The sequence below is a fragment of the Aquimarina sp. RZ0 genome, assembly GCF_008370685.1.
Classification (GTDB): Bacteria; Bacteroidota; Bacteroidia; order Flavobacteriales; family Flavobacteriaceae; genus Aquimarina.
In genome coordinates this window covers 1-25,382 of record NZ_VTZU01000094.1, presented here as the reverse complement: position 1 = coordinate 25,382, position 25,382 = coordinate 1, and the positions used below count along the sequence as shown (strand labels likewise).

Below are 25,382 nucleotides of genomic sequence, written 5' to 3'. Positions count from 1 at the left end.
ACAAAAGATGAACAACCACTTCCTTTTTGGAAAAAGATATAAGCACCTTGGTTTGTTCTTTTTACAAATCGCAAAGCTGTCTTGGATTCCCAATGTCTGATGGCATCCGTTATTCTTCGTTGATTAGGCATTCCGTTCTGAATCTCATAATACACCGTATTATTGGGCCATCTGCCACCGGTTCTACCTGCACTCCTAACAGCACCATCAGATTCATCTGTATAAAACAGCATATCACCTATAACTGATACATTTTTTTCTCCAAAATTTTCTGCAATTACTGTTTCGTCGTTTAATTTCAAGGAATGTAGTGTTCCTTCTCTACCAGGATATGCCTCTTCTGTAGCAAACCCTTCTCCTTGTGAAGGTTCATCCTGGAATGTTTCTGTTTCACAAGCTACAAATACTAGACTTGCAAATGTCATAATCGGGAAAGTTAGCCCGATTTTGAAATAATTTTTCATATTTTTAAGATTAAGTTTGTGTTAATTTCCAAAATTTACAAAATATCTTTTTATCTATTTATTAAATTATTACTTATTCGTTATGTTGAAAAAAAACAAGGTAATACGCAACGAATGCTATTAATTTTCCTTACAATTGTAAGAAAGTAAAAATGATTTTAGAAAATACTTCTTTACATTATAGGTAATTAAAGAATTTATTTTATTCTTTTTGATTTCATTTTTTCAGTTAAGATTCTTAGTTTTTTAGGGTTATAATTGTACGTATAGTGTTATCACCAAATTTTGGTATGCAATAAACTACCTCGGGGCAATCATACGAGGTATTTATTGAAAAAGACATTTCGATTTTGAGACAAGCCTTCCTTAGTATTTAAATCCCGATTATCGAGTAACGTTTTTACTCATAAACACTTGTTTATCAATAGATATTAAAAAACACTAAACTCTTTATTATTTTTCGTATCTTTAGTAAACACGAAATTGTTTACTAAAATCAAAAATATGACTCCTCTTTTCAAAAAATTGCAATTACCATCTTCTCTTGACGAGATATTGATATTAAACGAACCTGAAGGCTTTTGCAAAGAATTAAATTGTCTGAAAGATGTGATCATTAAAGAATCCCTTATACAAGTTTCTGAAGTTGATTTTGCTTTAGTATTTGTAACTGAAAAAAAGCAAATAGAAAATAGAATCGAGACTATATATCCTAAATTAGTAGGGGATGCTATACTTTGGTTCGCATATCCTAAAAAAAATTCCAAAAAATATAGTACTGAAATCACAAGAGATCATGGATGGGGAGTCTTGGGAGACTACAATTTAGAACCTGTAAGACAGGTTGAAATTGATGAAGATTGGTCTGCTCTCAGATTTAGAAAAATAAGTTTTATAAAAAACATGACCCGAAGTAAAAATTTTGCATTAAGCAGTGCCGGTAAAGAAAAAACCACTGGTTTATAGTGAATTGGCACTTTTATACATTATCAGGTATTTTTATAATAGCAGGCATCTTACATATAATTCGTCCAAGGGCTTTTATGAGAGTAATGCCTCTGTATATCCCATATCATAAACCGTTAGTCTATATAAGCGGAATGGCAGAAATTATAGCTGGATCAGGAATGCTATTCTCTCCTGTAAAAGTGTTTGCACTATGGAGTATTATCACAATGCTGGTTTTATTTTTTCCAGTTCACATACACATGTTGGCTCATAAAAAAGCAGGGCTTGGTCTTCCTAAAAGTATACTTCTTTTTAGACTAGTGCTACAATTTTTTTTGATATACTGGTCTTATAGCTACTTATAAGCTAACCAAAAAGCTATTTCTTTTTATTTAGCAACTTTTAAAACAGCAATGATTTTAAAGAAAGGTTTGTTAAAACAAATCTCTTGAGTAATTCAATCCATCAATAGAACAACTATCCTTTCTCCATAGTAGTAATGCCACAAAAAAGAATCCAATATGTAATATTGCTAATTCTATAGAATCAACATCTAATAAAAAGAGTACTATAAATGTAAATAATAAAATAGCAGCAATTAATGCTCTTTTTATAAAAAAACCTAAAACTAAAAACAATCCGATAACAAATTCTTCAAAAGGAACTAATGGTGCTAACGCTTCTATCAACTCAATATCAAATATTTTTGCCTTCGTAAAGTACGCATCAATTCTATTTAAAAAATCCGAATACAAGACTGCATTGCATACACCATGCAACACCAGGAACAATCCAAAAACTACCCGTATCGTAGTATATAAATTTAGCTTTACATTCATCAAAATATATATGTTTTTAGAGAAATACAAATATACATATACTATACTATGCTATTCCTTGTAAAAATCAATAAATAACTTGTAAAAAAAGCATCGCAAATTAGCTAACAAACACTTTCATAACATCTAGTTTGTAAGAAAATACCATTTTTTGTTAAATTATTTTTGTAACTTTAAGTATTAAAGCCTTGATTATGAACCGTTATACATTACACGAAATCTTTGTTGTTCATCAGTATTCATTTGATAAATGGGAAGCAGCACCACATAATCACAATTATTTTGAAATTATTTTTGTAGAAAGCGGAAGTGGCTATCATACTATTAATGGTGTACAATTTCATTACAAAGAAAATGATATATTTTTACTGGCTCCAGAAGACACTCACCATATTGAAATTGAAAATCATTCTGGATTTACACATTTCAAGTTTACAGAACTTTTATTTTCCAGTAAGGTTAATTTACCTGACAGAAAATTCTGGTTACAGCGTATAGAACAACTGCTACATCAACCCAACATAATTCCGGGAGATGTAATTTCTCATGAGGAAGACCGCAGAATTATCTGGGATATTTATAATGTGGTGATGGAAGAATTCAAAAATGAAAAGGCATATCACAGAGAAATCATATCTAATGCTATCAGCACCATTTTAAGTATTATTGTTCGTAACATCTCTTATAAATATGATTCCAACGATAGAAATATAACTTTTAATGACTCTAAAATAGAACATATATTAGGCCATATACGACAAAACGTATATGATAATAATCTTACAAAAATAAACTATATGGCAGATAAGTTTAATATGTCTCAGAGCACAATTAGTAATTATTTCAAAAAAGCTACCGGAGAATCTATTCATCAATATATTACTAAATATAAAATGAAATTGGTCCAACATCGACTACAAAGTACTGAGTTTACCATTGCCGAAATTGCCTATCAATTAGGATATACCGATGAAAGCCATCTTACAAAAACTTTTAAGAAACATTTTTTTATGTCCCCAAAACAATATAGAAAAGAGCTACAGGTTGCCAACTAAACAGTTTTCATCCGGCCTACCCGAATAAATCATTTAATATTTTAGCTAATCGTATACCTCCTTTTTGTAGTTGAGACCGCACGACAGGGAAATATGTATACACATATTTATATCCCAGTTTTTCCCCTACATTTGCAGAAGCATAGACATCCTTTGCTATGTCCTGAGATTCATATACCCAATCGAGAATATCCCCTCTTTCTATGTTCTTGATTTCTACAGATGATAATTCATCTGCATTCTCAGACAATTCTGTATAACTCATTCCGTAATAATCGATCATATCACTGTCCCATACTCTATGTAAATTAGAACCTTCTTTGAACCAACGTACCTGGATATCATTACCTCCTTTATCTTCTCCTCTTCCTACATGAAGTGGTTGATGTAAATCCCCCATAAAATGAACCAACATTTTTAGATAAAAAACTTTATCCTCATGAGTACTTGTATCACTTTTCAAAACCTCAATACATTTCTCTATCCCCTTTATCAAATCCCCAAGTTCACTGGGAGTCTCTTCACCATATTTTTTATCCAAAGCAAAATTCACATAGTGCCAAGGACTAAACTTCTTATACTGATCATCACTTTTTATCTCATCACCATAAATCGAAACAAACGCTAATCCATGACCATCAAGTAACGCTCTTATATTTCTATGTGCTTTTTTTGTTAGATAACTCTCAGCTATTTCTCCTGTAGCTCTATGCCCTGTTTTACCCCAATCTTCACCAAAAGAAAATCCGTTAAAAGAAAAGCAAAATAGCATTAAAAACAATAGGTAGCGGGTATTCATGAGTTTATATTTTGAAACAAAGATAAAAAAGGGTATGTTAGGGATTCGTTAAATATTACAAGATTTTTTTAATCCAAGAATCCTTGCTATATGAAATATTAATTATTATAAACATCAGAGAGTCTATTCTATTCTGACAGTTCATATTTTTTGTTTGGAAGCCTCTGAAAAGTTTCTAATTTTATAAAAGAACTATAATCAATGAAAATTCAATAATTATTTTTTTGCGATAAAAAAAGCATTAACAATTTCAAAATATGATACTATATTTATCGTTTTACAATTCAGTACTATACAAACCTCTAACATATATGAGATTAAAATTTTTATTATTGATCATTGCAATAAACGTATCTTGTTTTGCTCAGGAAAAAGAATATAATTCGGCAACAGTACGGATCAATAAATTCATCGAGGGCACTCTTATTACTCCCTACTCTGATGCGAGTGTTCCTCTTGTCGTTTTTATAATGGATGCTGGAGCCATTAATCGAGAAGGTAATGACAGGATGTCTAAGAATGATGCTTTTAAATTATTATCTCTTCAATTGGCTAAGCAAGGAATCGCCACCTATTGTTTTGATAAACGATTATTTAAAATCGATGCTTATGGCATCCATGAGAATGAAATCTCATTGGATCATTTTATAGAAGACGTAACATCAATTGTTTCTTATTTTAAGAAAAACGGGAATTATAGTAAAATTACTCTGGCAGGTCACGGTCAGGGATCTCTTGTAGGTATGGTAGCTGCAAAAAATGATGTAGATGCATTTATTTCTATTGCCGGAAATGCACAAGCGGTTGATCAAATAATAATACAACAATTAGAAAAGCAAGCCCCTGGTCTTGACAAGCGTGCTGCTGCAGCTTTTGCGGCGCTAAAAGAAAAAGGCAGAGCCATGGATTATGATCCTGCTTTAGAATCTATTTTTGGATACAACCTACAACCTTTTATGAAATCCTGGATTCAATACGTTCCTGCAGAGGAGATCACAGCATTAGAAATTCCCATTTTAATTTTACAAGGAGATAAAGACCTACAAGTAGAAGTATCCGAAGCAGAAAAATTAAAAGAAGCCGTTCCAAATGCATCATATGTAATTATCAAAAACATGAACCACGTGCTACGAGAAATTAAGGGAAGTCGTTTAGAAAATCATAAGTCTTATAATGAACACTGGCTTCCTATTATGCCAGAAGTTACTAGTGCAATCACTAACTTTGTAAAACAATAGGTTCAATTCAATAATTATTAATCACTTAGCAACATAAACTAAATGCCACATCGCATCGTATTTTCTGATATTGATGGTACATTACTTAATGCAGAAAGAGAGCTCTCTGAATTTACTATTTCAGAAATAAAACGAATAAAAGACACCATCCCCGTCGTATTAATTTCTTCTCGTATGCCTAGTGCAATGATTCATTTACAAAAGCAACTAGATATTCTAGATATACCTATCATATGCTATAACGGAGGACTTATTTTGGTTGATAAAAAACCTATTCATTCTACATTTATTCCTCCGGATATTATAGAAGATCTTCATCGTTTTAATATAAATTCTTCATTCCATATTAGTTTATACCATAATGATGACTGGTTTGTTCCAGAAATGGATTTTTGGGCCAATAGAGAATCTCAGAATACCAAGGTCATGCCAGTAATAAAATCCACAGAAAAAGTAATCAGTCAATGGAGAGCAGAGAACAAAGGTGCTCATAAAATTATGTGTATGGGAACAGAAGAACATATTGATAAGGCTTTTCTTTTTTTAGAACATAATTTTAAGGATTCATTACATTTATATCGCTCTAAACCAACATATATAGAAATTGCCCATAAAAGTATTTCTAAACTTACAGCAATAGAACTATTATTAGATACACATTTTAAAATTTCTCTTTCTGATGTAGTAGCTTTTGGAGATAATTATAACGATATTGCTATGATAAAAGCTGTTGGAACAGGAGTAGCCGTTGCAAATGCCAAACCAGAAACTTTAAAAATTGCTGATGTCGTTACTCTATCGGGGAAAAATGATGGCGTAGCTGCATATATCAAAAACAATATCTAATATACTTGTGCTAAGAAAAATTATTACAATTAAAAACCTATTCTTTCTTATAACTACTTTTTATCTTGTATTGGGTTGTAGACCTATAAAAGAATCAATACGCGTAGACACCTCTCCTATCGTTGCAGAACTAGATCTGTTTACTATTATTGATGATAAGGTAAAAGTTGAGTTAAATGTATCAAATTTTAATACAGATACTGTTAGTTATTATATCCCAAAAATAGTTCCTGGCACCTATCAAAATAATAATTACGGGAGTTATATTGAAGACTTTAAAGCCTATGATGGTCATGGGAATTCTTTATCTGTTCAGAAATCTGGCGATAATCAATGGAAAATCAGTGACGCAAGACAATTAAAAACGATAAGCTATCTGGTTAATGACACTTTTGATATTGAAGATACCCATACTATTTTTTCTCCAACTGGAACCAATATCAATAGCGATAAAAACTTCATTCTCAACCTTTATGCTTTTGTTGGTTATTTCCCCAAAATGAAAGAAAAAAAATACAATCTCTTTATTAAACACCCTATCCACTTAGAAGCTTCCACTTCTGTAGATGAGATTTTTCCAGAAACACCGGCACCAAACGTTAAGTATGATACAGACTTATTCGTTTTTAGAAGATATGCTGATCTTGCAGATACTCCTATTATGTATACTGTCCCGGATAAGGTAATCTTTAATATTAATGAAATTGAAGTTTTATTAAGTGTATACTCTCCCAATAACACACATCGCGCTGCTCAACTCATGCCCGAGATGGAGAGAATGGTTAGAGCGCAAAAGAATTTTTTAGGAGGTATTAATTCAACAAAAAAATACAGTGTGTTATTGTATCTCTCCTCTTCAAAAAATAATGATGCTAAAGGTTTTGGAGCTTTAGAACATAATACCTCAACTGTAGTTGTACTTCCGGAATCGATACCCTTAGAAAAACTTAATGAATCTTTGGTCGATGTAGTTTCACATGAATTTTTTCACATTGTCACTCCTCTAAGTATCCATTCAGAAGAAATTCACGATTTTGATTACAATAATCCCAAAATGTCTCAGCATTTATGGCTATACGAAGGGACTACCGAATATTTTTCTTTATTATTTCAAATTCATCAGGCGTTAATTACCAAAGAAGAATTTTTTGAAAGAATATTAGAAAAAATAGAAGCTTCTCAACTGTTTGATAATACAATGTCTTTTACTGATATGAGTAAAAACATTCTACAAGAACCATATCGCAAAAATTATCGTAACGTGTATGAAAAAGGAGCACTTATATCGATGTGTCTGGATATTATTATACGAGAGCAAAGCAATGGAAATCTAGGGATTTTGGATCTTATCCAAAAATTATCCGATGCATTTGGTAGTGAAATCCCTTTTCAAGACGAGGAACTTATACAAACAATAAAAGAGATCTCTTATCCAGAAGTAACAGAATTTCTAAAAACCCATGTGATTGGTAGTTTGCCTATTGATTATGAAAAATATTTTAATATGGCTGGAATGGTTTATACTACAAAAGAGATTCCTTCTTCTTACTTTATTTATGAGCAAGAACCTTTTATAAAAGGTTCTGAAGCCACCAATGAGGTAGTTTTTACTACTGGAGTTTCACATAATAAATTTCTAAAAAATGCTGGAATACAAGCGGCAGATGTATTAATAAGTATAAACTCTAAGAAATATACTATTAAGAACATATATGATCTTTTTAGTGACTCTAACAAATGGAAAATAGGAGATGATATCATTTTTACGATTAAAAGAAATCAACAAATAGTCACCGTAAGTTCGAAAGTAATTCCTCCTTCTATAGAAAAAATAATTCTCACCAAAAGTTCTACGGCTACAGCCAACCAGATAAATGTACTAAAAAGCTGGATTAATGATTAATCCAAGCTCTTTTAAGTTCTAGGCATTTTACAAAAACAACTTTTATAGTCAAAGCTAATTTATATAAAGATTAAATTTAAATATTTCTAAAAGTTGTATTTTGCATCTCATAGTAAACTAACTCACAATTATGGAGAATGCTCCTTTTTTCACAAATGATACTATTGTTTTTGGTATACTACTGCTCTGCTTAGGAGTTGTGTTTTATACTTCCTCAATTAAAACTGGATTTTGGCAACGATTTTATAAATATATTCCTGCATTACTACTTTGTTATTTATTACCTGCAATAGTAAACTCCTTAGGAATTATCGCCCCAGAATGGAAAGAGCTTGATGATGGCAGTGGTCAAATTATAGAAAAATCATCTCGTGTATATTTTATTGCCAGCAGATACTTACTTCCTGCATCCTTGGTTTTAATGACATTAAGTATTGATCTAAAAGGAATATTTAATCTGGGGCCTAAAGCATTAATTATGTTTGCCACAGGAACTCTGGGTATAATTATCGGTGGCCCTTTGGCTATTTTATTAATTTCATCAATTTCTTCAGATGCATTAGGAGGTATTGGACCGGATGCAGTCTGGAGAGGATTATCTACACTTGCAGGAAGTTGGATTGGCGGAGGGGCCAATCAGGCTGCCATGCTAGAAATATACGAGTATAATCCTGATAAATATGGCGCTATGGTTGTTGTAGACATAGTAGTCGCTAATTTATGGATGGCCATTTTACTTATTGGTATCGGAAAAAGTACTAAAATCGATCATTGGTTAAAAGCCGATAGTACTGCTATAGAAACTCTTAAAGAAAAAGTATCTAACTATGCAGAAAGCGTATCCCGAAATCCGACTTTAACAGACTATATAATTATGCTATCTATTGCCTTTACTGCAGTAGGATTATCACATTGGGGAGCTGGAGGGATTTCTAACTTCTTGTCCAATAATTTTGATGTGTTTAATGACAAAAGTTCTGCATTATCTTCTTTTACATCTACATTTTTCTGGATGATTACTATTGCAACACTCCTGGGGATTTTATTATCCTATACTAAAGCAAAAAAATATGAAGGCGCGGGCGCTAGCAAAATAGGAAGCATATTTATTTACATTCTGGTCGCTACGATAGGAATGAAAATGGATTTAGGTCAGGTACTGGATGAGCCCAAGCTTATTTTAATAGGGCTTGTATGGATGAGCATCCATGCCTTACTACTTGTTGGTGTTGCTAAACTTATCAAGGCTCCCTACTTTTTTCTTGCAGTGGGTAGCCAGGCTAATGTTGGTGGCGCCGCATCAGCCCCTGTAGTAGCGGCCGCTTTTCATCCATCGCTAGCTACTGTAGGTGTACTTCTGGCAGTTTTTGGATATGTAGTAGGTACTTATGGTGCTATTTTATGCACAATATTGATGCAAATTGCATCTGGAAGCTAGTTTTTCAATCTTATTTATAGCATATTTGTATTTCTATTTTTTTAAAATTCAAAACATCCATGCGCCAATTTTCTTTTATATTACTGATATTAGTTCTTATAATAAGTTGCAGTACTCCCGAAAAAAAAGGAAATGTATCTATAAAGGGCACTGTCCATGGATTAAAAAAAGGAATGCTGTATTTGCAAAAAGTACAGGATAGCACACTTATTAATATTGATTCTACAGCTATAGAGGGAGATCCTTCATTTACATTTACTACTAACGTACAAGAACCAGAGATACATTACTTATTCCTAGATAAGTATGATGGGGCGCAATATAATGACAGAATTGATTTTTTTGCTGAGCCAGGAGAAATTATTATCAATACTTCTCTCAATGCTTTTGAAAGAGATGTTATGATCTCAGGAGGAAAAAATCAGACAAAATTTTTTGAGTATAAAAAAATGAATAAACGTTTCAATGATAGAAACCTGAGAATCATAAAAGAAGATTATGAAGCCAAAAAACAAAACGATGAGGAAAAGCTTATCAAAAATGATCAAGTTTATAAAAACTTAATGAAGCAAAAATATCTATATACGCTCAACTTCGCTATCAATAACAAAAAGTTAGAAGTCGCTCCTTATGTAACGCTTCATGAGGTTTTTGATGCCAATATCCATTATCTGGATACTGTAGCAAATGCATTATCCCCTAAAGTAAAAAAATCTATGTATGGTAAGCAATTTTTAGATTTTTTAAAAGAACGAAAAGAAAAAGAAGCAGAAAACCTTCAAGTAAACAAAGATAATTAATTCATAAAACAATAGCTTAGAACAAAACCAACAACATCCTTACTACCAATATATTACATACAAACTGAATACTATCTGAATTACATTTCAATCCTTGTTTCATTCAATAAACTGTAAATATAACTCTGTGTCTGGATTATATATACAGTGCTGTAGATCTAGCTACATAAGACAAAAACCTACATTCCTGATATAAATAGAGATACAACAAAATTATTTTTGTTCAAAATTTTATAACGAAGATTTCTTATGAAGAGAAATCTTTACCAAATAAAAATGATCTTTAAAGATAGCTACTTATACGATTTATAACTAAAAATTTCGCATATTCATCGTTTCTTTTTCCTTTCTACTTCGTTTAAAAAATAAACCGTAGCTATAGCTATGCTTGATTTTTTTGCCTTGCATAAAGAAAAAATAATTCAATGAATTTATACGAATTTTTTAATCACAAATCGTATTACATTGAATATTCACGATCACCGGGATGAGTGCTATTTCTAAAAATTATAATTCCGTTATTTTTAGAACCTAATAATTCATCACTACATGATACTTATATGTAATACGTAGTTGTTATACGATTTACGAATAAAAATTTCGCATCTAATGACATTCTTTTTCTACTATATTTTCTTCATAAAATGAAACAATAGCTATGGCTATTCTTTAATTTGATTCATCAATCTAGCGAAAAATCCTTGCCATTATTTTACGAAATTCTCACCCGTAAATCGTATTACTAATAGTTTTAAAATAACAAAATACTACGAGTTTTAATGATCCGTTTAATTTATATTCAAAACTTGCAGTATTATTTTGGATTCTAATCCACACTGGAATATATTTATTGCACTTTCTTGTTTTTTGTTGTTTTTTATTGTTTTTCAGTACAATCTGGAATCTATATTTTACAGCAAAAAGTAATTTCTGTTTAAAGTGAGTGTCAAAAATTAAAATCAAATCGTTTTAAAATTAAAAATTAAATACGCTCCTGAATAATAACCATTAAAAATCATAGACAAGAACTCAACAACCCTTTTTTTAAACTAGGCTAGAGATGTATTTATATTTTTTTTAAGAGTAAAAAATAGAGATAAAATTTTAATTCTCGTTTCATTAATATAGTTTTGCGCTTTTAAAAAAATGTAAATAACTTGATCTCTTATCAATATTTGATTACCTTAGTGTAATCAGATAAATACATTGTTAATTTCAATTATATAACAGCTATTTTTTAAGGCAATCAGAATTGAAAATCAGCTTATATTGCTAATATTTTTTTAAATCGAATTGTTTTTAAATTCTCAGAAAACAATTTTACGATATTTTGTTTATAAAATAAAAAAAAAGAAACTTTAGATAAGATCTTATAATTCTCCATATAGTTGTTTAACGTAACTATTAAGAATTATATTTTAATAGGTTTTGTCAATACTTTCTGAAAATATATAGGGCTTATAAAAACAATTAATTAAAACAAAAAACCGAATCTAGTATGATATAAAACTACTTAATAAATTTTGAATTTTCGCACAAGTAAGAGTTTCTTAAATCTATATATAGAAGCTTTTTAGAACACATCCTATTTACACCAATATTTATAAAAAATGTTATTATCAAATATTGAAATGTAATGCTGTGTAATTATCAGTATATAAAGTCTAATTCTTTTTCCTATCCCTTTATTATAAGTGTAGATAGGGATGTAGATAATGTATGGCTTATTCTAAGCTAACAGATTTTTAAATTTTGGTATTACATTCTTTATAGCACGATAAATTATTTTATGATATCATTATGATATTAGGAGGTTTTTGTTGCTCAAGATTATGAGTATACCTTACCTATCTGGTTCATATGATACTACTTTTGTATGATATTAACATAGAAAGATATAATCTTTGGTTACTAGGAAAAACAGAAATTAATTCTATTCCTATTATATAAATTCATCTTGATTTGACGGAAAACTACTTTTTTTAAGGGTATACCTGTTACTATTTTTTTAGTTTAAAACTATAAATCATGTAAAAATGAATTATACAGCAGTTGGGCTTGCTCAATATGCGACGAGTAGTGATCATTCTTTTTTTACAAAAAAACGCTTCCTGTTTAGGAATTTGTTTAAAAAATAAAGAAATTTTTGTTAATACACTATTCGCTAACTACATGGTTGGTAATGCTGAGTTAAATAATGGTATAGAACGATTAAATAAGTATGGTAGAGGAAATTATTTTTTCTATTGCAATAAGAATTGTGAAAACTCTAATACAAGAAGATTAATAGATTATTCGAGGCTATAAGAATTCATAGAATACAAAGAGAATTATAAATACTGTATAGTTGAAAACAGAATATAAAAAAATGGGGAATCAGATAGGTCTGTAGTCTCATCAGTCAATGATGAGCGAGGGAGAATAAAGTTTATTAATGACGCTGTTGGATTTGATGGAGAACAGAACAATAGAGTTTCTAATTCAACTACAAAAATAGAGTTAGAAGAAGCAGCCTTCTTTCTGATGTAAATAGCTCAAAAACAGACAAAAAGTAAGCATATATGATGGATACGATTAGGTGGTTTTTACAGACGATCACTTGATATAAAAAGAACTAGTATCAAGATCAATAAAGACATTTATTAACACAAACACTCTTAATTCACACAAAAACAATTTAGTTATGAACAAAAAATTACTTTATTACTTACCTTTAATTTTACTAACGTACCCCAGCCGAGCTGACCATACTAGGTCAAATTTTATTTCTACACATAGTTTATTAAATTTTACCTATTTTTCGAAAGCTTTTATTCCTGATGCGATGGACGATACAGCAACAGTAATAGAAAATAGTGAAGCCAATATCATTGAGGTTCTCAATAATGACAATTTTGGGTCTGCCGGTCCAAATCCAGGAAGTGCTATACAGGTAACAGGAATTTCTAATTCTGGCGGGGTGGTACTTATAGATCAAAATGGAACCCCTAATGATCCACTAGATGACAAAGTAATATACTATCCTCCTCCAAATTTCACAGGGATAGATGTTTTTGTCTATACGATTGTAGATGCTGACGGAAATACGGATTCTTCACTAGTTAGAGTTCTGGTTCGTCCAGGTAGAGATGATCAACCTATGGCAGTGGACGATCTTGTAGCTCTAAATGAAGATACTTCAATTCTGATCGATGTGCTTATAAATGATAGTTTTGGAGGGGATGGTCCATCAGACACTCCGATTTCTGTGGTATCAAATCCTATAAATGGTACTGCGACAGTAAATCAAAATGGTACACCAAGCGATCCAACAGACGATACCATAACATATGTACCAAATTCTGATTTTTTTGGGGGCGATGAATTTTCGTATCAAATATGTGATGCAGACGGAGATTGCGATACTGCAATTGTAACCATTACTATAGAAAATCAAGATGATCAACCTATGGCAGTGGACGATCTTGTAGCTCTAAATGAAGATACTTCAATTCTGATCAATGTGCTTATAAATGATAGTTTTGGAGGGGATGATCCATCAGACACTCCGATTTCTGTGGTATCAAATCCTATAAATGGTACTGCGACAGTAAATCAAAATGGTACACCAAGCGATCCAACAGACGATACCATAACATATGTACCAAATTCTGATTTTTTTGGGGGCGATGAATTTTCGTATCAAATATGTGATGCAGACGGAGATTGCGATACTGCAATTGTAACCATTACTATAGAAAATCAAGATGATCAACCTATGGCAGTGGACGATCTTGTAGCTCTAAATGAAGATACTTCAATTCTGATCGATGTGCTTATAAATGATAGTTTTGGAGGGGATGGTCCATCAGACACTCCGATTTCTGTGGTATCAAATCCTATAAATGGTACTGCGACAGTAAATCAAAATGGTACACCAAGCGACCCAACAGACGATACCATAACATATGTACCAAATTCTGATTTTTTTGGGAGCGATGAATTTTCGTATCAAATATGTGATGCAGACGGAGATTGCGATACTGCAATTGTAACCATTACTATAGAAAATCAAGATGATCAACCTATGGCAGTGGACGATCTTGTAGCTCTAAATGGTGATGTTTCAATTCTGATCGATGTGTTGATAAATGACAGTTTTGGAAGCGATGGCCCATCTGATACTCCAATTTCTGTGATATCAAATCCTATAAATGGGACTGCAACAGTAAATCAAAATAGCACACCAGGAGACCCAACAGATGATACCATCGAATATGTACCAAATTTTGATTTTTTTGGGAACGACCAATTTTCGTATCAAATATGTGATGCAGACGGAGATTGTGATACTGCAATTGTAACCATTACTATAGAAAATCACGATGATCAACCTATAGCAGTGGACGATCTTGTTGCTCTAAATGGTGATACTTCAATTCTGATCGATGTGTTGATAAATGACAGTTTTGGAAGTGATGGCCCATCTGATACTCCAATTTCTGTGATATCAAATCCTATAAATGGGACTGCAACAGTAAATCAAAATGGCACACCAGGAGACCCAACAGATGATACCATCGAATATGTACCAAATTTTGATTTTTTTGGGAACGACCAATTTTCGTATCAAATATGTGATGCAGATGGAGATTGCGATACCGCAATTGTAGTATTGAATTTGGAGGTAGGAGAACCAAATAGCCTAAAAGGAAATTTAAATATAACTAAAAGAGGAGTTTATAAAGATACTAATGAAGATTGTATAATTAGTTCGGGAGATATTATCGAATATGAGTTTACAATAGAAAACAATGGAGAACTTGATATTAGCAATATAACAATTGAAGACCCATTACCAGGATTAGAAATTAATGGAGATCCTATTGATCTAGAAGTAGGTGAGATAGATCAGTCTAATTTCACAGCTACCTATGTGCTTATGGAAAGTGATGTCATAGCAAAACAAGTTATCAATCAGGCAACTGCGATTGGTGAGGATTCTAACGGTTTTTTGATAACAGATCTTTCTGATGACCCTTCAAATACAGAAAATGTAGACCTTGATGAGGACGGAGATCCCGAAGATCCCACAATTGTGATCCTCAAAGATCCAGAAGGAATTATTGTATATGAAAGTTTTAGCCCTAATAATGATGGAGCTAATGATGAGTTCGTCATAAAAAGACTCAGTAAATATCCTCAAAACAACCTTCAGATATTTAATAGATGGGGAGTTAAGGTTTTTGATAAAGATCAATATGAGCAGAATGGAGTAGCCAGATTTAAAGGGTATAGCGATGGCAGAGTTACAATCGAGAGAGGTGAACTCTTACCAGTAGGCACTTATTATTATGTATTAAACTATGTAAATGAAACTGGAAATTCAAAAACGAGATCTGGACATGTCTATTTGTTAAGGTAATGTTTACTATCACATCTTCAAATATCAAAAAATACTAATTCTAGTAATTAATACCAATTCTGATTTGAATTTACTTATAAGAAAACAAAAGAGCTACATGATCAAAACTGTGGTTACTATTTGTTTTGAAGTATCACATATAAAGATACAGTTTTATAGGGTGGATTCAAGTTGGGATTGGAATAAACTATAAAATCATGATTTTTTCTGTCTACCAGATGGGCATGGGAAAAAGAATAATTGTCTAATACCTGTATATGTATTGACAAGGATTGTTTATTCTTTTTTCGATGTTATGGAGACTTACTTTTAAATTTTGACGTATTGCTTATTTCAACTCAAACTTATAAAAATGAAATTAATTAAAAAATTAATAATCCCGCTGTTATTATATATAATTCCTATAACTGCCGAAGGGCAACAAGATGCTCAATTTACTCAGTATATGTATAATACCAGTAGTATTAATCCTGCCTATTCTGGAAGCAGAGGAATGATGAGTTTCTCTGCGTTACACCGTCAGCAATGGTTGAGTGTAGAAGGAGCACCTACTACACAAACATTTACTTTTGATACTTTTCTAAATAAAAAAAACGTTGGGCTTGGTTTTTCAGTAGTAAATGACAAGATCAATCCCACAACAGAAACCTATTTTAGTGCTGATTTTTCTTATACAATTCCAATTGGAGGTAACAGAAAATTAAGTTTTGGTACTAAGATCGGTGCGCAAGTCATTAATGTTGATCTTATCAACCTTTCCAGAGAAACAATTAATGATACGGCATATGATACTAACATTGAGAATCGATTTAATCCTAACATTGGTGCAGGGGTCTATTATCATACAAACCGATTTTATATGGGAATTAGTATTCCTAATCTTTTAGAAACAGAATATTTTGATCAAAATTCGATTTCCGAAGATGGCTCTACAGAACTCTTAGCTAAGGAAAGAGTCAACTATTATTTAATTACAGGGCATACTTTTGATCTGAACCACAATACAAAATTTAAACCTGCATTATTAACCAAATTAGTATACGGAGCCCCATTGCAAATAGACCTTTCTGCCAATTTTTTATTTTACGAAAAGTTTACAGTAGGTGCCGCATATAGGTGGAGTGCTGCAGTGAGTGGTATCGTAGGATTTCAAATATTTAAAAATCTGATGCTCGGATTAGCATTTGATTATGAGACTACTGAACTATCTAAGACTCAATTTAATAATGGAAGTTATGAGTTTTTACTCCGATTTGACCTTCTTAATAAGTTAGCTAGAAAGTCTGGTAGAATGTTAACCCCAAGATTCTTTTAATATCATGAAAAATCAATTTATTGTTTTCTTACTTGTATTACTCACTACAAGTTATACTATGACTTCACAAGAAGAACTTATTACACAAGCCGATGAGAGTTTTGATCAATATGCTTTTATAGATGCAAGAGAAATTTATCTGGAAGTTGCAAAAAGAGGATATGCTTCTGTCGATTTATTTAGAAAAATAGCAGATTCATATTATTATAATGCAGATTTTAAAAACGCTGTAGTTTGGTATGAAAGGCTTATGAAAAAATTCGAAAAGCAGGTAGATGCAGAGTATCTGTATAGATATGCTCAATGTTTGAAGAGTATTGAAGAGTATCGCAAATCAGATAAAATCATGGAAAAATTTGATACACTTCATGGTAAATATGATAAACGGGCAGCTTTTTTTAGATCCACCAGATATTATCTCGAACTCATCGAAAAGCAATCTGGAAAATTTGTAATAGAAACAATTGATATCAATAGTGAATTCTCCGAACATTCTCCCAATTTTGATAATAATGGAAATCTTGTTTTTGCATCTTCAAGAGGTGGTGGCGTTGTTCATAATTGGGACAAAATGCCTTTTCTTGACTTGTTTACTATTACGTTAGAAAATGATAAACCAGTCAAGAATCCCAAATCATTAAAAGGTGAAATAAATACACCTGTTCATGAGTCATCAGCTGTTTTTAGTAAAGACGGGAAAACGATCTATTTTACCAGAAATAATTACCTGAATAAAAAATTAGGATCTGATGGGACAGGAACCACTCTTTTAAAACTATATAAAGCTACACTATTAGATAATAAATGGAGTAATATTGAAGAATTACCTTTTAATAGTGATGAATATTCGGTAGCACATCCTGCTATAGGGCCAGAAGGAAAAAAACTATATTTTGCCAGTGATATGCCGGGTTCTTATGGTAATTCTGACATCTATGAAGTGGCTATTTATGAAGATGGCACTTTTGGAACCCCAAAAAATCTGGGTGAACAAATTAATACAGAAGGAAGAGAAAGTTTTCCCTACATAAGTGAAAATGGAGATCTTTATTTTGCGAGCGATGGTCACGTAGGTCTTGGTGGTTTGGATGTTTTCTTGGCCAGAGGCGGAAATAACACTTTTTCACTACCCTATAATGTCGGAAGACCTATTAATGGACCTTACGATGATTTTTCATTTATTATAGTTGATAAAAAAGCAACTGGATATTTTTCAAGCAATCGCCCGGAAGGAAAAGGTAACGACGATATCTATTACTTCCAGCAAACAGAACCTTTGTATCCACTTTGCGGACAATATGTCAAAGGAACAGTGATGGATTCCAGAACTCAGGAAGTTATTTCTGGAGCAGAAGTAATTCTTTTTAATGAAGACATGATAGAAATTAATAGAATGTTCACAGACCAAAAAGGAGATTATATATTCTACGTAGACTGTAACCAAAAAGTTATTCTTAGAGTTGAAAAAACCGGATACATACCTAACCAGAATATTCAGGAAACTACGGCTACAAAAAATGAAATAATTTCAAAAAATGTCTTTATGACAAAAAGTAGATCTAATACAAGAAAAATCCAAAGAGGTGATGACTTATCAAGAATACTCGATATACCTAATATTTATTTTGATCTCAATAAATATAAAATACGAAAAGATGCAGAAATAGAACTACAAAAAATTATTGTATTATTACAAGAGTTCCCTAAGCTTAAAATTGATATACGATCTCATACAGATAGTAGAGCTAATGATCGATATAACTTAGAATTGAGTAAAAAGAGAGCTTGGTCTACACGTAACTATTTACTTAAGAAAGGAAAATTTAATTCATCCAGAATTAGCGCAAAAGGATTCGGAGAAACCCAATTGATTAATGATTGTAAAAACGGTACTCCTTGTGAAGAAGAAGAACACGCCAGAAACCGAAGAAGTGAGTTTATCATCCTAAATACAAAATTTGGTAATGTATCCAAATCTTTTACTGATAACTAATCTTTTACTCGATAAACGAAATTTAAAAGCTCCTGGGCTTGCGTCCAAATCGATATATTTTTTAAAATAAGTCCCTTATGGGCTTGACTTGAGGTAGTTTACTAAAAATAATCCAGAAGCATATAGATCAAAAGATATGTTTCTGGATTATCTGTAAATTATTACTTAGTAACTTAATAATGTGCTTGTTATGAGCACGCTGCCTGATATGAACAGGGAGTTGATGTCATCCGGATTTCAAGAAGAATACCTCTGTTTTATAAAAGTAACGAGTTTTCTTGCTTTGTAAGCAGGTTTTGTTTTAAATTTACTACGCTAAAAACTCAATTAAAGTAGATGTCATTAATCTTCCCTCCCTTCAATGAATCAACTTTAAAACAGTTCATATACACTATGTTTTAAATAAAATAACTTTACTTTAAACTAACTAACTATCTAATCTAACACACAAATTAATGAGAAAAATCAATGCTAACCCCAGTTTTTCTTCTTTTCTGAATGTAACGAATGCCATAAAAAAATATGGAAATTATAGAAAAGTACTAATACTATCCTTACCTCTTTTTTTTATATCCTTATCCTTGCAAGCCAAAGATATTTATGTAGCAAAAAATGGGAATGATTCTAATGATGGAACCCAAAATGCTCCTTTTAAAACAATAGCAAAAGCTTCATCCGTTGCCCAAGCTGGAGATATTGTCATCATTGGAGAAGGAACTTACGAAGAGTTATTAGAACCTGCAAGATCAGGAACACCCGGTAATCCAATAGTTTATAGAGCTAAAACAGGAGAAAAAGTAATTATTACAGCTATGCAGGCTGTTAACAACTGGACAGTTGATCAAGGTAATATTTATAAGGCAACTGTCAATTGGGACTTAGGTCAGGATAATATGGCGCTTCATGATGACAATCTTATGGATCTAGCAAGATGGCCAAATAATGTTCCTCAAAACTTATTTGAACGCGATTATTTACCAGCCTGTAACAGAGGTGCTGCTGGTGGTGGAAAAACCTGGATGAACTATGATGGGAGTCAATCAAATGGTCACGCAAATAGCATTCCTCATGCCAGTAAATGGAAAAATGGGGGTTCTATTCATTTTTATGGAGGAGCAGGATTTTTAGCCTGGACAGATTTTATAACCAATTCCTCTTCTAATAGAATTGATTTCAAATTAGAAAGAGCACAGAATTGGATTCAACTGAGACATCACCCCGGATATACGGGTCACGGAGTTAAAAAAGGTGAGTTTTTCCTTCAGGGGATTAAAGAAGCCCTGGATTATAAAAATGAGTGGTTTTATGATAAAAATAACAAAACACTTTATGTACAAATTGATGGTGGTGGTGCACCGGCGAATAATTCTATTCGTTTTAGAAGAAGAACCCAAACCATTAAATTGAATAAAAACTATATTCATATTGAGAACTTAGCTGTTTTTGGTGGGTCCATAGATATTAGTGGTAATAACAATAAATTATCCAGAGTATCTAGTTTTTATGGGAATCATACATTAGGTGTAATTAATGGATTTGACTCCAGAAGACAAAGTGTATTGATGACAGGAAACAAGAATACGATAGAACAATGTGAAATTGCCTGGGGTGCTGGTAATGGAGTATATGACCAAGGAGATGATAACAAATTGTTGAATTCTTATGTTCACGATTTTAATTATTTAGGAAATTATGATTGTGTATTAAACACCCGTGGAGCAAAAAGAGGATCGTATAAAAACAATACATTAACCAGGTCAGGAAAAGATATTATTCAGGCCTATGTTGATGGTGGTGAATATGCTTATAATGATGTTAGTCTTAATAATTTTGTAGCCGATGATGGCGGATTACTATATACTACCAATGCGAGAGCAACGAAATCAAGTATTCATCATAATACTTTTCACGACTCACAAGCAAGAAATGGTAGGTTTAAAGGAACGGGAGTTTATCTAGACAATGACTCAAAAAACTGGGATGTTTATAATAATGTAGTTTGGAATACAAAATGGACCAATATTCAAATCAATTGGAACGGAACAAACCTCAAAATTTATAACAATACCTTTGCAAAAGGTTCGGCAACCATGGGAGCATGGCATAAAGAAGGTACTTCTTTTAGTAATGTACAGGTATGGAATAACATCACAGACAAAGAATCTACAGACCAAGGAGGAAATCAAGAAGATGAAAGTACCTGGGATGAACAAACAAATAGGCAAAACAACCTTATTAGCAAAGAATCTTTTGTTAACTGGGAAAATAACAACTATCAACTCAAAGCTGGTTCTGAAGCTGTAGATCACGGTAGAGTAATAGATGGGTTTACCGATGGCTATCAAGGAAATAGCCCTGATGCGGGAGCCTATGAATTTGGTGTAGCACCATTTCAAACCGGAATTGACTGGGATATTACATCGGGACCAACAGGTTTAGGTTGTTATGGTCTTCCTGGAGAACATCCAAACTGTACGTCAACCTGTACCAATCCCACAACCTGGTATCAAGATGCTGATGATGATGATCTCGGAGATCCCTCTCAAACGATGAGTAGCTGTTCTCAACCTGCGGGTTATGTAGCAAATTCTGATGATGAATGCCCTTCAGACACTATAAATACCTGTACAATTGTACACAACATACCAGGAACTGTAGAAGCTGAAGAATATTTTCAACATTTTGGAATTCAACGAGAAACAACTGCTGATACCGGAGGAGGAATGAATATTGGCTTTATTGAAGATGGAGACTTTAGCGAGTATCAGATTTCTGCTCCAGCCGCAGGGTCCTATAATATTGCACTCAGAGTAGCTTCAGATTCTCAAGGAGGGACAGTTAGGCTAGTAAGAGAAACCGTTTCTTTGGGGACGATCAATATTGATAATACCGGTGGTTGGCAAAACTGGAATACTGTTAATATCCCGGTTGATTTAAATCAGGGGAATCAAAAAATTCGTTTTGAATATGCAGGTGGTAATGACTATCTTTTTAATATCAATTATTTTGAGTTTTCTAATCCTTTGCTTTCAGTTGATGAGTTTACTGAATATAGTTTTACGGTCTACCCCAATCCAGCTCAACGTTTTATTACAATAGATGGCATCAAAGAGGATAGCATATTAAATATCCGGGATATTACCGGAAAAAAACTAAAAACTATCACTATAACGCCAAACACTCCGAATAAAATTAATATTTCTTCCTTAACAGAAGGGATGTATTGGTTAATAGATCCAATAACAAAAAGTGTACAGAAGTTTATTAAATACTGATAGGATCAACAATAAACTTGTTTATTTGAATATAAAAGACCACCGTCTTTGACGGTGGTAATGATTTAAAAACCAGTATATTTATAGCTTTGCTTATCTAACAATTTGTCGTACATCCATATTCAATCAGACCAATCTATATACCTCTCAACGTTTCAATCTCAGAGTTTATCGATATTTTGAAAGGAAAAATGACTATTAAGTTGTTTAAAACTAATCTATTGTGTATTGAGAAATAATTATGCTAAAAAAGCGTCAATTCGAGTATTCTGTCTAAATGAAATGAAGAAAAATGTATCGAAAACAGCTTTTTTTGGATTAAAATTCTATTTTCGATACACTTCTCCTAAAGCCAAAGCACTCTAACTGACGACTCTTATCCTAAAAATACCTAAATGCACAACAGGTTTAAAACTAATCTGATTATTCGGATTTTTAAGTTAAGTGATTAAAAAAGTCAATAGCTTGGAACTATTGACTTTCTTATACGATTTGTGATTAAAAAATTCGTATAAATTCATTGAATTATTTTTTCTTTATGCAAGGCAAAAAAATCAAGCATAGCTATAGCTACGGTTTATTTTTTAAACGAAGTAGAAAAGAAAAAGAAACGATGAATATGCGAAATTTTTAGTTATAAATCGTATTAATCATATTCTGACACAGACTAAGGTTTAATAAATTTATTAATAGTCCAAAAATCTTTTATAGGTGTATTTTGCATCTAATGTTCTATAACTATAGCCATTTTTAAAAACTTCTATATAGTGTAAGTGATCTCTATATGTTCGATTTAATAATTTAAACCTGTAATTAGGTGATTCAGGAATTGGCGATCCGTTTTGACTATAGAACTTATGAAATCCATTTTTTTCTGAGATTACATGAAATTCTGTACTATGAGTACCAGTATTCTTTCTCAGAATTACATACAATAATAACCCTTCTTTACGAGATTTTCCAATATGAATTTCGAAATGGGAATGTAATTCCGGCATCGCAGTCCCAGTTTGAAGTAAAAATCTACTGTATCCGCTTTTTCCATCTAATATGTGAATTTCAGTACTTCTTGTGCCAGTATTCTTCGTTCTAACTGCTACTAAATCCCTTGTCCTATCACCATTATAATCGATATAAAAATGCTTATAATCTCTTCCACTCACAGTAGAAATAAGATTTTTAGTATCGTTTTTGTGTATGTCAGTGATCCATTCTTCCTCAGGAATACCTACTTGTTCTATGCTATCTTCCGCTAAGATTTTTTCTTCTGTAACAATAGTAGTTTCGTCTTTTTCACAACTGTATATTGACAGAAGAACTGCAACAGGTAAAATTGATTTGGCAAAAAAATTAATTGTTTTCATAATATGGTTTTAAGAATTTATTTGCTATAAACGTAATTACCAAAAAAGTTTGATATCCCACTTTGTGGATGTTCTTCTGTTCTATGAGGACAAACAACAGTTATTTATGGAATAAGGTATTATTTCCCTTAATTAAAATTACAAAAAATATTTGTACAGTCCACTACTATTACGATCTGGTTTCCTAAAAAAAATATAATTAAGAGGAATATTTCGATATAAAAGAACATATAACTATCTGATAGTTTACACATTTCCCATTTTTTTGCTAGCTACCACTGCTATGATAGCCCTGTCGAATATGGATTCAAAGTATCTTCTATTGAATTTATAACAATATTCATCCAGATATCTCTGTAAATAATGAATCCCAGTAGAATGGTATATATCTAACAATAATCTTTTTGCATTACTAATGGCAATATGTACCCAAGGTAGTATTTCTGAGGTTTTACTTTTATCTTTTATTACTACAGCATTATGACCTTCTAATACGATTTACGAATAAAAATTTCGCATCTAATGACATTCTTTTTACGAAATTCTCACCCGTAAATCGTATAAGTGATCCTTAGTATCATTATAATTATTAGCTCCGTCTGTAGTGGCAGATGCCTTTGTATCGATAGTACTCTTGATCTGTTGTTGGGTAGTTTCTTTTGTAAGATCTTCTATAATTTTCATTTTAATAAAGCCTACTTTCTTTGAGGGTTTATGTTTGTATTTATCAGAAACTTCTAATGGTTTAGATTCCACCATTACCAATACTGATATTTATTTTTGACTTCCTTTACCCTGTTTAAGTTTTCCATTATTATCTGCTATTTCTTGAGCAATGCGCTGTCAGTCTTCTTTATCAGAAACAATTTCAAAAAAGCCCTCATCGATTTCTATTTGATCGGGGAGCTGATAATTGTCATCTCTTTTATCCATAGCATATCGGATTTTATGGAGCATAGCCCAGATAGGTTCATAATAAAGATAGCCTAGTTGTCGCTGAACTTCTAAGGCTGAAAAACTTTTTTTAGTACTGGTAAGTAACATAATAGAAAAATACCAATAGTAATATGGTAATTGTGAGCCGTGCAATAAAGTACCACTGCGTAAAGTAGTCCTGAACTTACACTTTTTACATTGATATTGGTCTCGAGTAGAAATCCAATAATGTTCCATACCTGAACATCGTTTACAAATAACTCCTTGTTTGTCTCTTTCTGCTTTGAAATGAGTTTTACAACTCACTTCATCTGGAAATTTCTTGAAAAAATCTTGAATCTTTATTAGAATAAATCGCTTTAAAACAAGAAGATACGAAAATTATCGATCTTATGCAAGGAATCCGATAGTCATATTTACAAAAGTATTTGAGGTTATCAGTAAGCTTATTTCCCAATAGAGTCTCTACTTCTTCAATCAAAGTATCAGAAGCAGGTGTATTAAATTTAAAGTTCCTATTACTTTGATCTTCTGTGAACTTTTTGCTTACCTCTTGAATTGTCATTTCGTATTTATGGGAGCTTAGTTTTTGCTAACGTTCAGTGTCGAGTAGACAAGGGGGTTTTCACCCCGAGCCCCCAATGTCGTTTAGTTAAGGAAACAGGTGTATTGAAAATCGTTGGTTGAAATCTTTTTTTCTGATTTAGTGGTAAATGTGTACATGGGTATTACTACCTCTTCTATAAAGAAGGATAAACTTGAGTT

Annotated in this window: 16 protein-coding genes and 1 pseudogene; 12 read left to right on the top strand and 5 right to left on the bottom strand. The window is 32.0% G+C overall.

Features of this window, described 5'->3' with window-relative positions; all coding sequences use genetic code 11:
- The coding region (locus tag F0000_RS23920) for a M12 family metallopeptidase (RefSeq protein WP_255452874.1) at positions 1-464 on the bottom strand (464 nt) is incomplete at its 3' end.
- 504 nt (positions 465-968) lie between these two features.
- Between F0000_RS23920 and F0000_RS23915 the strand changes: the two genes are divergently transcribed.
- Both F0000_RS23915 and F0000_RS23910 read left to right on the top strand, forming a co-directional pair.
- A complete protein-coding gene (locus tag F0000_RS23915; RefSeq protein WP_188112260.1) occupies positions 969-1,430 on the top strand; it encodes a hypothetical protein in 462 nt (153 codons plus the stop codon).
- Positions 1,430-1,777 carry a hypothetical protein gene (locus F0000_RS23910; protein ID WP_149627249.1) on the top strand — a complete coding sequence of 116 codons (348 nt, stop codon included), beginning with the start codon at positions 1,430-1,432 and terminating at the stop codon, positions 1,775-1,777. Before F0000_RS23915 ends, F0000_RS23910 begins: the two co-directional genes overlap by 1 nt.
- 69 nt (positions 1,778-1,846) lie before the next feature.
- Here the strand turns inward: F0000_RS23910 and F0000_RS23905 are convergent, their stop codons facing one another.
- Positions 1,847-2,251 (bottom strand): DoxX family membrane protein, encoded by a 405-nt coding sequence (locus F0000_RS23905; RefSeq protein WP_149627248.1) that lies wholly within the window; start codon positions 2,249-2,251, stop codon positions 1,847-1,849.
- A gap of 194 nt (positions 2,252-2,445) precedes the next feature.
- On the opposite strand from F0000_RS23905, the gene F0000_RS23900 reads away from it, so the two are divergent.
- Positions 2,446-3,306, top strand: coding sequence for an AraC family transcriptional regulator (locus F0000_RS23900; RefSeq protein WP_149627247.1), 861 nt, complete (start codon positions 2,446-2,448; stop codon positions 3,304-3,306).
- A 16-nt stretch (positions 3,307-3,322) separates the two neighbouring features.
- Here the strand turns inward: F0000_RS23900 and F0000_RS23895 are convergent, their stop codons facing one another.
- Positions 3,323-4,105: a S1/P1 nuclease gene (locus F0000_RS23895; RefSeq protein WP_149627246.1), complete on the bottom strand. Its 783-nt coding sequence runs from the start codon at positions 4,103-4,105 to the stop codon at positions 3,323-3,325.
- A 311-nt stretch (positions 4,106-4,416) separates the two neighbouring features.
- Here F0000_RS23895 and F0000_RS23890 point away from each other — a divergent pair, with 311 nt between their 5' ends.
- The 9 genes from F0000_RS23890 to F0000_RS23850 all read left to right on the top strand — a co-directional run bounded on the left by F0000_RS23890 (position 4,417) and on the right by F0000_RS23850 (position 22,317).
- Complete coding sequence (locus F0000_RS23890; RefSeq protein WP_188112259.1) at positions 4,417-5,343, top strand: alpha/beta hydrolase; 927 nt, start codon at positions 4,417-4,419, stop codon at positions 5,341-5,343.
- A gap of 42 nt (positions 5,344-5,385) precedes the next feature.
- Positions 5,386-6,189, top strand: a complete 804-nt coding sequence (locus F0000_RS23885; RefSeq protein WP_149627244.1) for a Cof-type HAD-IIB family hydrolase — start codon at positions 5,386-5,388, stop codon at positions 6,187-6,189.
- Positions 6,190-6,196: 7 nt separating this feature from the next.
- Positions 6,197-8,092: a peptidase M61 gene (locus tag F0000_RS23880; RefSeq protein ID WP_149627243.1), complete on the top strand. Its 1,896-nt coding sequence runs from the start codon at positions 6,197-6,199 to the stop codon at positions 8,090-8,092.
- Between the two features lie 130 nt (positions 8,093-8,222).
- On the top strand, positions 8,223-9,530 hold the full coding sequence (locus F0000_RS23875) for a DUF819 domain-containing protein (RefSeq protein WP_149627242.1): 1,308 nt from the start codon (positions 8,223-8,225) through the stop codon (positions 9,528-9,530).
- A 59-nt stretch (positions 9,531-9,589) separates the two neighbouring features.
- Positions 9,590-10,330 carry a DUF4369 domain-containing protein gene (locus F0000_RS23870; protein WP_149627241.1) on the top strand — a complete coding sequence of 247 codons (741 nt, stop codon included), beginning with the start codon at positions 9,590-9,592 and terminating at the stop codon, positions 10,328-10,330.
- Between the two features lie 2,683 nt (positions 10,331-13,013).
- The gene (locus F0000_RS23865; protein ID WP_149627240.1) at positions 13,014-15,734 is read left to right on the top strand and encodes an Ig-like domain-containing protein; all 2,721 of its coding nucleotides are present in this window, start codon (positions 13,014-13,016) and stop codon (positions 15,732-15,734) included.
- Between the two features lie 352 nt (positions 15,735-16,086).
- Positions 16,087-17,049 (top strand): type IX secretion system membrane protein PorP/SprF, encoded by a 963-nt coding sequence (locus tag F0000_RS23860; protein WP_149627239.1) that lies wholly within the window; start codon positions 16,087-16,089, stop codon positions 17,047-17,049.
- A 4-nt stretch (positions 17,050-17,053) separates the two neighbouring features.
- Positions 17,054-19,042: an OmpA family protein gene (locus tag F0000_RS23855; protein WP_149627238.1), complete on the top strand. Its 1,989-nt coding sequence runs from the start codon at positions 17,054-17,056 to the stop codon at positions 19,040-19,042.
- A 455-nt stretch (positions 19,043-19,497) separates the two neighbouring features.
- Positions 19,498-22,317 (top strand): carbohydrate-binding protein, encoded by a 2,820-nt coding sequence (locus F0000_RS23850; protein ID WP_149627237.1) that lies wholly within the window; start codon positions 19,498-19,500, stop codon positions 22,315-22,317.
- Positions 22,318-23,003: 686 nt separating this feature from the next.
- Here F0000_RS23850 and F0000_RS23845 read toward each other — a convergent pair.
- A complete protein-coding gene (locus F0000_RS23845) occupies positions 23,004-23,681 on the bottom strand; it encodes a hypothetical protein (protein WP_149627236.1) in 678 nt (225 codons plus the stop codon).
- 246 nt (positions 23,682-23,927) lie between these two features.
- Positions 23,928-24,962 (bottom strand): annotated as a pseudogene (locus tag F0000_RS23840) (IS1595 family transposase).
- Positions 24,963-25,382: the final 420 nt, after the last annotated feature.

What these genes read in the sequence shown, in the direction of transcription:
- F0000_RS23870 (WP_149627241.1), top strand. Translation starts at nt 9,590, where the DNA reads ATGCGCCAATTTTCTTTTATATTACTGATATTAGTTCTTATAATAAGT.
- F0000_RS23890 (WP_188112259.1), top strand. Translation starts at nt 4,417, where the DNA reads ATGAGATTAAAATTTTTATTATTGATCATTGCAATAAACGTATCTTGT.
- F0000_RS23860 (WP_149627239.1), top strand. Translation starts at nt 16,087, where the DNA reads ATGAAATTAATTAAAAAATTAATAATCCCGCTGTTATTATATATAATT.
- F0000_RS23845 (WP_149627236.1), bottom strand. Translation starts at nt 23,681, where the DNA reads ATGAAAACAATTAATTTTTTTGCCAAATCAATTTTACCTGTTGCAGTT.
- F0000_RS23900 (WP_149627247.1), top strand. Translation starts at nt 2,446, where the DNA reads ATGAACCGTTATACATTACACGAAATCTTTGTTGTTCATCAGTATTCA.
- F0000_RS23905 (WP_149627248.1), bottom strand. Translation starts at nt 2,251, where the DNA reads ATGAATGTAAAGCTAAATTTATATACTACGATACGGGTAGTTTTTGGA.
- F0000_RS23895 (WP_149627246.1), bottom strand. Translation starts at nt 4,105, where the DNA reads ATGAATACCCGCTACCTATTGTTTTTAATGCTATTTTGCTTTTCTTTT.
- F0000_RS23875 (WP_149627242.1), top strand. Translation starts at nt 8,223, where the DNA reads ATGGAGAATGCTCCTTTTTTCACAAATGATACTATTGTTTTTGGTATA.
- F0000_RS23850 (WP_149627237.1), top strand. Translation starts at nt 19,498, where the DNA reads ATGAGAAAAATCAATGCTAACCCCAGTTTTTCTTCTTTTCTGAATGTA.
- F0000_RS23855 (WP_149627238.1), top strand. Translation starts at nt 17,054, where the DNA reads ATGAAAAATCAATTTATTGTTTTCTTACTTGTATTACTCACTACAAGT.
- F0000_RS23885 (WP_149627244.1), top strand. Translation starts at nt 5,386, where the DNA reads ATGCCACATCGCATCGTATTTTCTGATATTGATGGTACATTACTTAAT.
- F0000_RS23915 (WP_188112260.1), top strand. Translation starts at nt 969, where the DNA reads ATGACTCCTCTTTTCAAAAAATTGCAATTACCATCTTCTCTTGACGAG.
- F0000_RS23865 (WP_149627240.1), top strand. Translation starts at nt 13,014, where the DNA reads ATGAACAAAAAATTACTTTATTACTTACCTTTAATTTTACTAACGTAC.